This window comes from Nonomuraea purpurea, from assembly GCF_042650645.1.
Taxonomy (GTDB): Bacteria; Actinomycetota; Actinomycetes; order Streptosporangiales; family Streptosporangiaceae; genus Nonomuraea; species Nonomuraea purpurea.
This window is the reverse complement of sequence record NZ_JBHSBI010000015.1, coordinates 218345-232659: the sequence shown is the minus strand read 5'-3', so window position 1 is coordinate 232659 and position 14315 is coordinate 218345. Positions and strand designations below refer to the sequence as shown.

Below are 14315 nucleotides of genomic sequence, written 5' to 3'. Positions count from 1 at the left end.
GACGTCATCGGCCGACCGGTACCGCGCCGGTGAGCAGGGTGGCGGCGATCATGACGAGGGACACCGCGAAGGCCCATGGCAGTGCCTTCCTCTGCAGGTCGCCGAGATTGAGCTGGAGGCGCCCGGACAGCAGGTAGAGCGAGGCGACCAGCGGGCTCAGCGCGTGCACCGGGGCGCCGGTGAGTGCGGCTCGCGACACCTCGGCTGCCGAGAGGCCGTGCGCAGCGCCACCCTCAGCCAGCAGCGGCAGGACACCGAAGTAGTAGGCCTCGTTGGACAGCACGAACGTGAGCGGCAACGCGGTGATCGCGACCATCGGACCGTACACGGCGCCGAGGCTGTCCGGGATCACCCCGACCAGGGCTTTACCCATCGCGTCGATCATGCCGGTGCCCTCGAGGACACCGACGAACACCCCGGCGGCGAGGATGAGACCGATGATCGGGATCACCGAGGAGCTGTACGACGCGATCCGCTTCCCCTGCTCCGCGACTCGGGGGAAGTTGACCATCATCGCGATGGCGAAACCGGTGGCGAAGAGCAGCGGAAGCGGCCAAACCTCCAGGACCAGGCACACCATGAGCCCGAGCGTCAGGGCCGCGTTGATCCAGTACACGCGCCGGTGCCACGGGGCGAGCGGGTCTTCGGCACGCTCGTCGGCGCCCTCGACCTCGTCGGCACTCGACCCGGAGGGGGTGGCGCCCGCTCCTCCACCCGACGGACCGACACCAGCGCCGACCCGGACCTCCTCCAGCGAGAGCCCAGCCCGGACGAGGCTGCGCCGCTCGCGCAAGCCCATGACGTAGGCGAAGGCCACCGTGGCGAGCGCACCGGCGATCATGGTCGGGATCATCGGCAGGAAGATATCGGCCGGGTCAACCCCCAGCGCACTGCTGGCACGACTGACCGGCCCGCCCCACGGCGTGAGGTTCGTGCAGGCGACGCCGAGCAGGGCGACGGTCGCGAGGACCAACCGCGACATGCCGAGCCGGTCGTAGAGCGGCAGGAACGCGGCGCAGACGATCAGGTAGGTCGAGGATCCGTCGCCGTCGAGCGACACCAGCAGGGTCAGCACTGCCGTCGCCACCGCGACCTTGACGGGATCGGATCCCGAAACCTTCAACGCGAACCGGACGATGGGATCGAACAGTCGTACGTCGATCATCACGCTGAAGAACAGGATGGCGAAGGTGAGCAGAGCCGCCGTCGGGGCGAGCGAGCGGATCCCGTCGAGGACCGCATCACCCAGAGCACCGACCTGACCGAGCAGCAAACCTGCGGCCAGTGGGATGAGGATAAGAGCGACCATCGCCGACAGTCGCTTCGTCATGATCAAGAGGATGAACATGACGACGACCGCGTAGCCGAACGCTGCGAGCATCCGGTCCTCCCGTCGTTGGAAGTGTCATGGATGGTGAGTCGGGGTGTGTGCGGCCGCCTCACCTCGAAGGGCGCGGCGCCAGACCTGCACAGATTGACAAAGGCTGAACAAACCCGTCAACATTGATTCAATCAACATTGATTGATCGGTCTTCGACCACGACTGAGGATCTCGATGCCCGAAGAGTGCTTCCTGACCACCAGCGACGTGGCGAAACGCCTCGGCGTGAAACCCGAGACCGTGTATGCCTACGTCAGCCGCGGCCTCCTCACGAACGTCCGGCCAGGAGACCGACGCGGGAGCCTCTTCGCAGAGTCCGAGGTCGAGGCCCTCGCGGAGAGGCGACGATCCAATCGACGACCGACAGGTGTCGTCGAGCGGACCCGAACCAGCCTCACCCTGCTGACCGAGAATGAGGTCTACTACCGCGGCCTGCCGCTGTCCGAGCTCGTCGCCACGGAGCCGTTCGAGGCCGTTGCACGCCTACTGTGGACCGGACGACTCGGTGATCGCGAACCCTTCCGAGCACCGCGAGAGCTGCTCGACGTGGCGACTCGCGCGGTGGCTACCCTGCCCCAGGGAGTGCGGACGACCGACCGCATCCGCGTCGCCGTGGTCACCGCCGGAGCGGCGGATCATCTCCGCCACGATCCCGATCCGACTGCGACGACGCGGCGAGCTGCAGCCATCATGGCGGTTGCCGTCGATGCGCTCGCCGAGCACCCGCACGGCGACGAACGTGGACTCGGCGTGAGGCTCTGGCCAAGCCTCGCCGGAGGACGGGACGCCACCGCCGACGAGGCGACGGCGCTGACCACGCTGCTCACCGTGATGGCCGATCACGACCTCGCCGCTTCGACACTGGTCGCACGCGTCGCGGCGAGTACCCGGGCGCACCCCTACGCGGTCGTCTCGGCAGGGCTCGGCGCGATGGACGGCGAGCAGCACGGATCGACGAGCACGCTGGCCCGCCGACTCCTGCTCGACGCGCTCGACGACCCGGTCGCCGCATTGGCCGAGCGCCTGCGCGGCGGGGCGCCGATCCCCGGCTTCGGCCACCGCGTCTACACGGCACAGGACCCTCGCGCGAACATCATCTTCGCGCTGCTGCAGGACTCTCCGGTGTTGGCCACCGTCGACTGGCTGACCGAACAACTGGCCGACAGGCCGGAGCACTTCCCGAACGCCTCGCTCGCCCTTGCCGCTTTCGCGATCCATCACGGGCTCGTGGCCGACGCGGGTGAGTCGATCTTCGCCATCGCCCGCATGGCCGGGTGGGTGGCCCATGCCCTGGAGGAGTACGGAGAGGCGACACTCCGGTTCCGGGCAGAAGGTCTCTACCGCGGCCCGTCACCCGGCAGGTCACGCCTGGCAGCACCTCAAAGCGGCACCTCCGCCGGCGGGGCGGATGATCCGTCGAAACCGTCGTCACCATCGCTGCGAGCAACCAGTGACTCAAAGCCTTATGGAACACCGCCTAACGGACAATCAAGGCTCCCGGCACGAGCCGTTGATTCCGCAGAGCAAGGGGCCAAACGTGGACGCGCTGGCGGCTGATTGACGGAATACCGTGGCGGACCAGAACCGGGTGCCGCAGCGAGCCCTCCCCTCAACCGACGAGAGGGCCCCGGCCGGTGCCGAGGCCCTCTCGTCGTTACCGCCGGTAGGGGATTAGAAGTCGAATTCGCCCTTTTTCGCACCGTCAATGAAGGCGGCCCACACCTCGGGTCGAACGACAAAGGGGGGCTGGTCGGGCGCTTCGCTGTCACGAATGCCGATACGGCCGCCGGACAGTGGTGCGACTTCGAGGCAGTTTCCGCCGTTTCCGGTCGAGCGTGTCGCCTTGCGCCAGGCTGCCGTCTGCAGCTCGGCCGTCAGGTCCATTTCTCCACCATCTTCCTGATGAATTCGACCGACGCCCTCTTGGGGAGAGCCTCCGCCCTGATGGCGTCCAGTTTCATCGTAACCAGCTCAACCACCGCGGCATAGCTCGTCACGACGGGCTCAGCGGCGGTCTCCAGATAGACCGTGTGACGGGTGCCGTTGAGTGCTTGCGCGATGGCGATACCACCACTCAGTCCGGGGTTGGCACCCAGCGGACAGATCTGCACAGTGATGTGTGGGGCTCGTGCCGCCTCCAGCAGCTGCTCCAGTTGCTCCCGCATGACGCCAGGGCCGCCGATGGGCCGGCTGAGCACCCCTTCATCCAGCACCACCAGGTAGCGAGGGGGGTTGGTGCGGGTGAGGATCTTCTGTCTGGCCAGGCGGGTGGCGACGAGGGCATCGATGCGTTCGCCGTCGTAGCCGGACTCGCCTTCCAGCAGGGCGCGGGCGTAGTCGGCCGTCTGCAGCAGCCCCGGGACCACCAAGGGCTCCCAGGTGCGCAGGGACTGGGCCTGTTCTTCCTCCTGGAGCCAGGGGGTGAACCAGGTGGGGGCGGTGTCGCGGTGACGGGACAGCGACGCCCACAGTTCACGCAGACCGGGGCCGAGTGCTTTCTCGCACTCGGCGAGGAACTGCTCGGTGGGCGGGCGTTTGCCGACCTCGACCGCGCCGATCTGGCTGGATGAGTACCCGGCGCGGTGGCCGAGCTCTGCTTGGGTGAGCTGTGCCTCCTCGCGCATGCGCCGCAGCTCGGCGCCGAAAGCCGCTGTCCTGCTCTCGTTCGGATCGAGTTTGCGTGCCGCGGGCATGTCCACCTCCGCATGACTGGTCCCACACCAACCGCGCATCCAACACTCAGGAATGCGACAACCTGTCGAATGAATGGCGGTGAAAACTGTCCCACAAATTGCCGCCGAGACGCAATGCTATGGAGAGGCCACAGGGAGTCAAGAGATTCGGCAACCCCTATCCCACAGAAAATCTCGGAAACGGCGTGGCATTCGCGAGCAACAAAGAGAAAAAGCGACAAGGTGGCAACTTACGTTACTTTGCGACCGATAATCGAGAAATAGCGAGGCGAATTCGGTGATCTACCTACCAACGCTGACTGAACGTCAGGAACTCGGCGTTATCCAACTGGGGCGCAATGATCGGGCGCCGCATCTGGCGCGGGAGGCGGTCACCGCCTGGACGGGAACCACGCACCCCGCCCGGGAGATCTTGATCTTGGTGGCGTCCGAGCTGGTCACCAACGCCGTCAAACATGCTGCTCTCGACATCGACCCCAGCGGCAACCTCGACTGGGTCAAGCTCGAACTGTCTCAGGGACCGGAGTTCCTCCGACTGGTGGTGACCGATCCAGGGTCGGCTTCCTCGACACCCTCGTGCATCCCGATGCAGGCGCCGAACCTGTACGCCGAGCAGGGGCGGGGACTGGCGATCGTGGAAAACCTGTCGCGCGGGCGATGGGGAAGCCACCGGCTGCCCGCGAGTGGGCACCGTGTCGTGTGGTGCTACCTCGACCTCAGCCCTACCCCGGCGCAACTCGAAGAGCTCTTCCGCCCCTCCGCCTGACCGGCTGTTTCGGGTGCTCAGCGCCAGCCCCGCCCACCCCATGAACAGCGGGACACCTTCCTTCCTCACCACCCGCCTACCCTCGGAGTCAGCCATGCCCGAGCCCATCACCCCCGCGGTAGCCGCCCAAGCCGCCACCCACCTCACCACCCTGCAGGAACTGCTGCACAACCTCGGCCTGCACACCCGCCTGCTCACCCAGGACGAACGGCTACCACGGCTACGCGTGATCAACCCCGAAGCCACCACCCTGTCCGAGGTCATCACCGCCGAACCGGAAGAAGACCAATGGCTGTTCTGGTGGTCGTGGACAGAACCGATCACCGAAGTCGCTCATCTCGCCGCAGCAGCCGATCGCATCTGCCGCGTACTGGCCACAGCGTCCCGAGCGCCGCGAACCCCCAATCAGCGCGACACGGCCGACACTCAAACCGCCGCCCCAATGCTCCCGATGCCCCGGTCATAGCGGTCAACGGCCGGATCGCGATCTCCAGGCTCAACGCCTTCCCAAGACCTGGTGGCAGACCGGACCGCGAGAAGGTCCCGGTCAGCCACCACTCGGCGACGATCACGGCGCTTCCCCATTCGCCTGAACGTCGCCAGGGCGGTCCCTCGCCTTCCGGGACAATCGCGGAATCCAGGGCCGCGATGCGAGGGACCGCCCACCGACAGGCCTCCTCCATCTGTACTACGCATTCCCCACGCTCCGCGTCACCGCTCGAGGAGATCTGAGCAGCGCACTGGCATCACCTCAGGCTCATGGCCCGGCTTGACGGCGGTCGTCTCGTCGGGCAGGAAATTCCGGGGAATCCGGCAGTCCGCCTTGTTACGGTGCCCGTATGCGTTCTCAGCCGGCCTTGCTGCCGCGCTCGACACCGGCGGCTTCGGGGGTCTCGTCCCGTTCGATCGCCGCGTTGCTGGACCGGCTCGAAGCACAATCCGTCGAGCTCCACTCCATCATGGTCGTACGCCACGGTCACGTCGTGGCCGAAGGTTGGTGGGCGCCGTACTCGGCCGTGCGCCCGCATCTGCTCTATTCGCTGACCAAGTCGTTCACCTCGGTCGCGGTGGGGCTCGCGATCGCCGACGGGCGGCTCTCGCTGGACGACCGGGTGGTGGACGTGTTGCCCGACCACATTCCGGCCGACATCTGCGAGCAGGGACGCCGCATCACCGTGCACCACCTGCTGTCCATGACGGCCGGGCACGACACGGACAGCCTCGCCGAGGCCTGGCAGCTGGAACCGGACGACCTGGTGAAGGGCTTTATGCGCGTACCGTTCTCCGAGCCTGAGGGAACCCGGCACGCCTACGACAATGCGACCACTTTCGTCCTGGCCCGGATGGTGGAACGGGTCACCGGCCGCGGCCTGCCGGAGCTGCTCGACGACCGCCTGTTCCAGCCGATGGGCATCGACCACGCCGAATGGGATCGGGTGGCGAGCGGTGCCGCCTTCGGATTCCACGGGCTGCACCTCACGACCGAGGCCGTCGCCGCTTTCGGCGAGTTGCTGCTGCGCGGAGGCGTCTGGGGCGACCGCCGGCTCGTCCCGCGCGAATGGGTGGAACTCGCGACCAGACGGCACATCGATACCCGGCAACTCGAGGACGGCTCGGCTGACCCCGACTTTCTTTGCGGCTACGGCTACCAGTTCTGGATGTCACGTCACGGTTACCACGGTAACGGCGCGTTCGGCCAGCAATGCGTGGTCGTCCCGTCCCACGATCTCGTGGTCGTCGTGACCGCCGCCGTCGAGCAGACACACGCACTGCCCAGCGTCTTTTGGGACTGCCTGCTGCCCGGCCTGGACGACGTGGGAAGCGCCCGGGACGACGAGATCCTCGCCGATCGGCTGCGGCGGCTGTCACTCGCGCCGGTGCCGGGTTCGGCTGCCCCTTCCCGTTCCGGTGCGGCGAGGATCGTCGCCTCCGCCGAGGATTCGGCCCTGCCCGACGGAACCACGGTGGCCGTCGAGCCGGTGGACGGCGGATGGCACCTTCAGCTCGGGGCGTCCCTCAAGGTCGCCGTCGGCCACGGCGAATGGCGGGAAAGCTCGCCGCTCGGCCGCCCGGTCGTCGCCGGCGGCGCCTGGCAGGGCGACACGTTCGTCGCCGACCTCTACGTCATCACCACCCCGCACCGGGTCCGGCTGGTGCTCGACGCCGACGTGGGGACAGCGGTGGCGACCTGGAGCACCGTTCCCCTGACCGGCCCCAGCCTGGAGTTGCATCTGCGGTCGCCGCTGATGACCCGGCCCGACGTCGCCTAGCCCCGGCGCCGGGCTAGGGAATTGCCGGAACTTCCCCTCACAGCGACAGGCAAGGTGGATCACCAGATACTGGACCGCCTCACGGGCGATCCCGTGCACGGTCACGACGCCTGATGAGATGCGGGAAGATCGAGAACATGCCGATATCCATGCCATCCGCGGACCGGTGCCCCTTTTGCGACTACCTCGCCGGGTTGCACCCCGTCACCATCCTGGAACAGGGGGAGCAGGTCGCCATCCTGGTCACCCGTTGGCAGCGTGGGCAGGGGCACGTGCTGGTGATCCCGGTCGCTCACCGCCCGACGATCATGGACGTGGCCCCGGCGGAGGAGCAGCAATTGATGAACGCCGTGCGGCGGGCGGCCCGGGCCATCGCAGCCGCCTACGACCCCGGGGGCATCGCCGTCTGGCAGAACAACGGAGTGCCCGCGCACCAGACCGTCCCCCATGTTCACTTCCATGTCGCCGGCACTCTGGCCGACGGCGGTACGCGGTCGGGCGAGGTCCCTCGTCTCAACCTCGATGAGACCGACAGGATCGCCAAGCGTCTCAGCCCTCATCTCTGAGCGGGCCCGCCTGGGATGAATGCCGGGCGTTCTGAAGTGGCGACTTTACCGGGCCGACCTTTCCCGAGGCGGGGGCCGCCGCCCAATCCCGAGCCGCCGCCGTAACCGGATCCGGCGAGGGCCTTGGGGCTTCACGGCCGACCGGGCTGTCGAGTTTCCACACTCCACAGGCTGCGTCAGGTTCGTCGCCGCATATTTCGCGAATATAACGCGCGCCCGTAATTCGTAACGACGATTTCACAGCCAATCATGCTTGGCCGCGTGCCAAACGAGCTGGAGCCGGGTTTCCACACCGGCCGAACGGATGAGTTGGCTGACGCGCCTTTGCACGGTCCTGTGGCTGAGGCCGAACTGTTTGCTGATCGCGAGATCGGTGTATCCGGCGATGATCAGCGACAGCAGCCGCTGATCGTCTGGGCTGAGCGTGTTCTTGGTCGCGGGGAAGGGCACCGCACCGGCCCACACGGTTTCGAAAACCCAGTTGAGCACGTCCAGCAACGCCCCCGAGGTGATCACCAGCGCGGCCGGTTCCACGCTGGCCGACATCGACGGTACGAATGCCGCCCGTTCATCGAAGATCATCAGTTTGGTCGGCACGAAGGTCGCGATGCGCATCAGTTCGCCGTTGGCCGCCGACCAGGCCAGTTGGTGCGGATCCCCGGGTACGTCGATCATCGCGCGCTCGTACACGACCCGGTAGACGACGCCGGCGGCCATGGCCGCCTTCTGGGCCTGGTTGTCGTCCGAGAACACGATCGGCGCCTTGACCAGGCACTTGACCTCCTGCTGGGCCGAGCGTTGCAGGTGCTGCCAGCGGGCCATGACCTCGGCGGCACCGACCACGACCTCCACCACCTCACGGGAGTCGCGCAGGGCGGAACGTTCGCGATACTCCTCCATGAGGGTGGCGATGAACGTCTGCACCCGCTGGATCTCCCCGTGGCGGCGCAGCAGCGCGGGCCCGAAGGCGACGTCCGGCGCTGCGGCGACCAGCCGGTTGCCGGCCTGCCGGACGAACCCGTCCCTGACCAGGCGATCAACGACCGCGGAAACCTCCTCGGCCGGGCGCCTGAGGCGCTCGGCGAGCTCGCTCTCGCCGCTCGCGGGCAGGCGGAGCAGCGATAGATAGGCGTTTTCCTCCAGGTCGTCAAGGCCAAAAGTGCGTAACAAACGAACCTCTCCTTCGACGGCGAATCCACGGGACCTGACGTATTGCAGCCGTGTCGCAGATACGTCACGGGAGTTCCGTTGATCTACAAACTGACTTGCCTGACTATCTCTGACAGATGATCTCGCATTCATATGGTCATCTGAATCCCCGAGCCCCTCAAGGAGCATTGTGGATCGAAGCACCAGGCGATGGCGCATGACCGTCGCCGGCATCCTCGCGGCCGTGGCCTTACCCCTGGTCCCGGCGCCGGCCCTCGCCTACGACGACCCACCCGAGACCGTTCAGGCGAAGACCGAAGCCGAGGTTCTCCAGCAGCTCGACAAGGACGACAAGGCCGTCTACTGGGTCAGGCTGAAGGACCAGGCCAACCTCATCACCGCCGAACAGGCCACCGAGAAGGTGGCCAAGGCCAGGGCGGTGTACGCGGCCAAGACGGAGACGGCCAAGCGCACGCAGAAGAACCTGATCGCGCTGCTCGACCAGGCGCAGGTCGAGTACAAGCCGTTCTGGATCGTCAACATGGTCAAGGTCATCGGCGACACCGCGACCCTGGAGCGGATCGCCGAACTGCCCGAGGTCGCCGCCATCGAGGCGGACGACGCGATCGCGATCGACAAGCCCGAACCCGGCAAGAACGAGCCCACGGTCAACGCCATCGAGTGGAACGTCGCCGCCGTCAACGCGCCCAAGGTGTGGGACGAGCTGGGGGTCAAGGGCGAGGGCATCGTCGTGGCCAACCTCGACACCGGCGTCGAGCACACCCACCCAGCGGTCAGGTCCAAGTACCGAGGCCTGAACGCGGACGGCACCTACACCCACGCGTACAACTTCTACGACCCCACCGGCTCGTGCGCCGGCGGCGTCCCGTGTGACAACAACGGCCACGGAACCCACACCATGGGCACCATGGTCGGCGAGAGCGGCGCCGAGGTGATCGGCGTGGCGCCCGGCGCCAAGTGGATCGCGACCAAGGGCTGCGCCGGCAGCAGCTGCGCCCGTGAGCACCTGCTGGCCGCCGGCCAGTGGATCGCCGCGCCCACCGACGCGGGCGGGCAGAACCCCCGCCCCGATCTCGCCCCCGACGTGGTGAACAACTCCTGGGGCGCCAACGCGGTCGACCTGTGGTACACGCAGATCGTCGACTCGTGGATCGCCGCCGGGATCTTCCCGTCCTTCTCCATCGGCAACGCCGGGCCCTCCTGCGGCACCGCGGGCAGCCCCGGCGTCTACCAGCAGAGTTATGCCAGCGGCGGTTTTGACAGCACCGGCAGCGTCTACACCAGCTCCTCGCGCGGCCCCGGCGTCGACGGCGACATCAAGCCGGACATCTCCGCCCCCGCCGTGAACGTGCGTTCCAGCGTGCCCGGCGGCGGCTACGGAGCCAAGACCGGCACCTCCATGGCCGCGCCGCACACGAGCGCCACGGTGGCGCTGATCTGGTCCTACTCCCCGGCCTTGCGTGGCAACCTGGCCGAGACCCGCGCGTTGCTCGACCAGACGGCCCATGACGTCGACAACGTCACCTGCGGCGGCACGAGTGCGGACAACAACGTCTGGGGCCAGGGCAAGCTCGACGCCTACGCGGCCGTCTCCATGGCGCCGCACGGCCCGACCGGCATCCTGACCGGCAAGGTCACCTCGGGAGGCGAGCCCCTGTCCGGCGCGACGCTGGACATCGCAGGCCCGATCAAGCGCACGGTGACCACCGGCGCCACCGGCACGTACGAGGCCAAGAACCTGTCCGTGGGCGACTACACGATCACGGTCACCAAGTTCGGTTACGAGAAGGCGACGACGACCGCGACCGTCCTTGAAGACCAGACGGTCACCAAGGACACCGCGCTGACGGCCGCCCCCTCGGGCAAGGTGAGCGGCACGGTCAGGAGCCGGATCGGGGTCGCGGTCAACGCCGCCATCACAGTGACGGGAACCCCGGTCACCGCCACCACCGACGACCAGGGCAAGTACAGCCTGACCTTGCCGCTGGGCGACTACAGCCTGCAGGTCGCCTCGCCCGACGACTGCGCCGAGGGCGCGACCAAGGCGATCTCCGTCACCGGCGACATCACCACCGACGTCGATCTGCCCGACCGGCTCGACTCCTACGGCTACACCTGCACGACAGGCAAGCAGCCCTGGATCGAGGGCACCGACCTGGTCTCCCTGACCGGTGACAGCACCACGGCCGTCTTCACCCTGCCGTTCGCCTTCAACCTGTACGGCACCTCGTACACCTCCGGGCGGATCGGCACCAATGGCGCCATCGTGTTCAACGGGACCTCGCTGACCAACAGCAACGTGGCGATCCCCACCACCGCCGCGCCGAACGCCGCGCTCTACGCCCTGTGGGACGACCTCTACCTGGACGCGGACTCGGCGGTCTACACCAAACTCACCGGAACCAGCCCGCGCAGGACGTACGTGGTGGAGTACCGCGACGTCGCGTTCTACACCCCCCGTACGGCCCGGCTCTCCTTCGAGGTGCTGCTGGGTGAGGACGGCTCGATCGGCTACCGCTACAAGGACATCGACCCGGCGGTCAGCAAGGAGACCGGGTCGGAGGCCACGATCGGCATCGAGAACCACGCCGGCACCGTCGCCTTCCAGTACTCGCTGAACAAGCCCGTCCTGTCCGAAGGACTGAGCATCGACTTCAAGCCCACCAAGACCGGCATCCTGCATGGCGCGGTCACGGACGCCAACGACGGCAAGGCGGTCGCGGGCGCCACGGTGACGGTGAAGTCAGGCGGGACGGCGGTCGGCACCGCGACGACCGCCGCCGACGGCACCTACTCGGCCCAGCACCCGGCCGGGGCCTACCAGGTCGAGGTGGCGGCGCCGCACTACGAGAGCACGACCAAGACGGTCACCCTGGAGGGCGCCGGGGTGAGCGAGGCCTCGGCCGCGCTGCGCACCGGCGCGGTGGCCGCATCGCTCGACACCCTTGAAGCGGTGGTCCCGGTCCTGCAAACCAGGACCAGGACGCTGGAACTCAGCAACCCCGGACTGAGCACCGCCTTCACCGTCGAAGGCGCAACCCCATGGCTGAGCGTCACCCCGGCCACCGGGAACCTGGCCACCGGCGGCAAGACCAAGCTGACCTTCAGGATCGACACCTCCGCCGCCGAGCGGGGCACGGTCCTGGAGACGACGCTGAAGGTCACCTCGGAAAGCGGCAGGACACCGACGATCAGCGTTCCCGTCAAGGTCGTCGTGCCGGCTTACCAGGCCGCCATCGACTCGGCCTCGAACACCTCCAGCGTGGACGAGGCCGGTGACACCTGGTACCAGGATCGGGCCTACTCCGCCGCCACCGGGGTCGGCTACCTCGGCACCGCCTCCACCAAGTCCACCAGCCGCACCATCGCGGGCACCGACAACCAGGCGGTCTACCGCAACAACCGGCAGGGCATGTACGAGTACCGCTTCGACAACGTGCCGAACGGCACCTACAGCGTCGAGCTGGGCTTCGCCGAGGTCGAGTCGATCAAGGCGAACAAGCGCGTCTTCGACGTCATGATCGAGGATGCCGAGGTGTTGCCCAACCTCGACATCGCGCTGAAGGCAGGCACGTACGCCGCGCACAAGCGCACCTTCACCACAGAAGTCACCGACGGCCAGCTCAACGTGCGCTTCGTCAGCAGCTTGGGCAAGCCGCTGATCAACGCGATCAGGGTCACCGAGCGGCCCGACATGTAGGCCCTCATCAGTGATCGGCCGGGGTCCCGTTCCGGGGCCTCGGCCTTCTGGTGGAGTTTTCGGCGCCCACAGCAGCGCGGCCGTGGGCGTCTGGTCAGGGGCAGGGCTGGTCGGCGCCGGTCACGGCGACCGCCGACCAGGCGGCCTGCACAGCGCGGTACTCGGTTCCGCACTGCCCGTAGAGTTCGGTCGCCGCTTCGAGCATCCCGGCGCGCGCGCCGGCGTAGTTCGTCGATGAGGTCCATTGCGTGGTCAGCGCGTGGAACCACAGGCGGGCGGCGGTGTCGCGGCCGATGCCGGTGACGGTGGAACCGTCGCAGGTCGGGCTGTCGCCCCAGGCCGATGGGCCGCTGCCGTTGGCGAGCAGGAAGAAGGCGTGATTGCCGACACCTGAGGAGCGGTGCACGTTCAGGCTGCCGACGTTGGGCGACCAGCAGTCGGCGGACACACCGTCCTTGCTGGGCCGGTCCATGTAGCGCAGCGGCGCGGCCTTCCACACCTTCTCGCCCACCAGGTAGTCGGGCGCATCGTTGGGGTTGGCGGCGAAGAACTCCACCAGGTTGCCGACGATGTCGGAGGTGGCCTCGTTGAGCCCGCCGGACTCGCCGGTGTACCAGAGCTTGGCGGTGCGCGAGATCACCTGGTGGGTGGCCTCGTGCGCCACCACGTCGAGGGAGGTGTAGGAGTTGGTGGTGACCCCGTTGCCGTCGCCGAAGCGCATGCAGTAGCACTGCGCGCTCCAGTAGGCGTTGGACAGCTTGTCGCCCTCGTGCACCCCGGCGTTCAAAGTCATCGGCCCATCCGAGAACTCGGAGTTCCGGACGAGGGTGAAGTCGAAGGTCTGCTTGTAGAAGTCATAGGTCACCGCGGTGCCCCACTGCACGTCCACGCCGGCCGTCTGCGGATTGCTCGGCTTGCCGTCGGCCCAGTCGCCGTCGGTGTCGGTGAAGTACCGCATGGTGTCGACGTCGTAGGTGCCGAAGGTGCCGCGCGTCGGATCCTTCAGAACCTTGTTGGTCGAGGTGCCGGCAGGGGTGGTGGTGAGCGGTACGTCGCCGGAGTGGAAGCCGTGACCGGTGTCGGCCTGCACGTCGTCGTAGGTGGTGCGCACCGCGCCCGTCGCGGCGTCCACGAGCACGTGCAGGGCCGTGGGCAGACCGTCCGGCCGAGTGCCGGTGACGAGCACGTCCCAGGCCAGCGCGGGTACGCGGGCCGCGGCGGTGTCGCCGATCCCCTCGATCACCAGCCGCGGTGACCCGCTCGGCTGGTACGGGAAGCTCTTGGCCGCGATCGCCACGGCGGCCTGGCCGGACACCCGGGGCGTGGTGGACAGGGTGCTCAGCGTCGAGAGGGTACGGCTTTCCGCAGCCCCGTCCCCGTGCGTGATGACGTCCCCGCCGAGCACGGGTAATCCCTGGTAGGTGCGCTCGTAGTGGGTGTGCTTGACACCGTCGGGGCCGGTGACGGTGCGTAAGGCGTGCAGTTCCTCGCCCGGAGCCGCATACGCGGGTGGTGGGACGGCCGCCAGGCCCGCCAGCATGACACCCGTCACCACAATGCTGAATAACCGCATATTTCCTCCGATCGCTCACCCAGGTGGGATGTACGGCGACACGCCGAATGGCGGTCAAGGTCCGTAATGCGAGATCTTGCCGCCACCATGACCACGGGTCAAGATCCTTCCCAGGAGCGTGGTCGCCGCGACGGTCACGTTCGTCCGGCCCCGCGACAGCGTGATCGCGCGGGTCCTACGATCTTTTCGCAGCCAT

Annotated in this window: 11 protein-coding genes; 6 read left to right on the top strand and 5 right to left on the bottom strand. The window is 67.6% G+C overall.

Translation table 11 applies throughout. From position 1 onward, the window contains the following. Positions 1 to 4 precede the first annotated feature (4 nt). Positions 5 to 1381: a CitMHS family transporter gene (locus tag ACFOY2_RS29175; RefSeq protein WP_379531284.1), complete on the bottom strand. Its 1377-nt coding sequence runs from the start codon at positions 1379 to 1381 to the stop codon at positions 5 to 7. A gap of 174 nt (positions 1382 to 1555) precedes the next feature. On the opposite strand from ACFOY2_RS29175, the gene ACFOY2_RS29170 reads away from it, so the two are divergent. Further along, complete coding sequence (locus tag ACFOY2_RS29170; protein WP_379531283.1) at positions 1556 to 2938, top strand: citrate/2-methylcitrate synthase; 1383 nt, start codon at positions 1556 to 1558, stop codon at positions 2936 to 2938. 114 nt (positions 2939 to 3052) lie between these two features. On the opposite strand, the gene ACFOY2_RS29165 is transcribed toward ACFOY2_RS29170, so the two are convergent. Beyond that, positions 3053 to 3265, bottom strand: a complete 213-nt coding sequence (locus tag ACFOY2_RS29165) for a DUF397 domain-containing protein (RefSeq protein WP_379531282.1) — start codon at positions 3263 to 3265, stop codon at positions 3053 to 3055. Next, on the bottom strand, positions 3256 to 4074 hold the full coding sequence (locus tag ACFOY2_RS29160) for a helix-turn-helix domain-containing protein (protein ID WP_379531281.1): 819 nt from the start codon (positions 4072 to 4074) through the stop codon (positions 3256 to 3258). Before ACFOY2_RS29160 ends, ACFOY2_RS29165 begins: the two co-directional genes overlap by 10 nt. Before the next feature lie 277 nt (positions 4075 to 4351). On the opposite strand from ACFOY2_RS29160, the gene ACFOY2_RS29155 reads away from it, so the two are divergent. The 4 genes from ACFOY2_RS29155 (at position 4352) to ACFOY2_RS29140 (ending at position 7676) form a co-directional block, all read left to right on the top strand. Further along, positions 4352 to 4840, top strand: coding sequence for an ATP-binding protein (locus ACFOY2_RS29155; RefSeq protein WP_379531280.1), 489 nt, complete (start codon positions 4352 to 4354; stop codon positions 4838 to 4840). Positions 4841 to 4934: 94 nt separating this feature from the next. Further along, complete coding sequence (locus ACFOY2_RS29150) at positions 4935 to 5306, top strand: hypothetical protein (protein WP_379531279.1); 372 nt, start codon at positions 4935 to 4937, stop codon at positions 5304 to 5306. A gap of 373 nt (positions 5307 to 5679) precedes the next feature. Continuing rightward, positions 5680 to 7110, top strand: coding sequence for a serine hydrolase domain-containing protein (locus tag ACFOY2_RS29145; protein ID WP_379531278.1), 1431 nt, complete (start codon positions 5680 to 5682; stop codon positions 7108 to 7110). Positions 7111 to 7259: 149 nt separating this feature from the next. Further along, complete coding sequence (locus tag ACFOY2_RS29140) at positions 7260 to 7676, top strand: HIT family protein (RefSeq protein ID WP_379531277.1); 417 nt, start codon at positions 7260 to 7262, stop codon at positions 7674 to 7676. Positions 7677 to 7913: 237 nt separating this feature from the next. Here ACFOY2_RS29140 and ACFOY2_RS29135 read toward each other — a convergent pair whose 3' ends face one another. Next, on the bottom strand, positions 7914 to 8846 hold the full coding sequence (locus ACFOY2_RS29135) for a helix-turn-helix domain-containing protein (RefSeq protein ID WP_379531276.1): 933 nt from the start codon (positions 8844 to 8846) through the stop codon (positions 7914 to 7916). A gap of 169 nt (positions 8847 to 9015) precedes the next feature. Between ACFOY2_RS29135 and ACFOY2_RS29130 the strand changes: the two genes are divergently transcribed. Continuing rightward, a complete protein-coding gene (locus tag ACFOY2_RS29130; protein WP_379531275.1) occupies positions 9016 to 12546 on the top strand; it encodes a S8 family serine peptidase in 3531 nt (1176 codons plus the stop codon). 94 nt (positions 12547 to 12640) lie between these two features. Here ACFOY2_RS29130 and ACFOY2_RS29125 read toward each other — a convergent pair whose 3' ends face one another. Further along, entirely contained in the window at positions 12641 to 14119 is a 1479-nt protein-coding gene (locus tag ACFOY2_RS29125) for a M4 family metallopeptidase (protein WP_379531274.1), read from the bottom strand. Between the last annotated feature and the right edge of the window lie 196 nt (positions 14120 to 14315).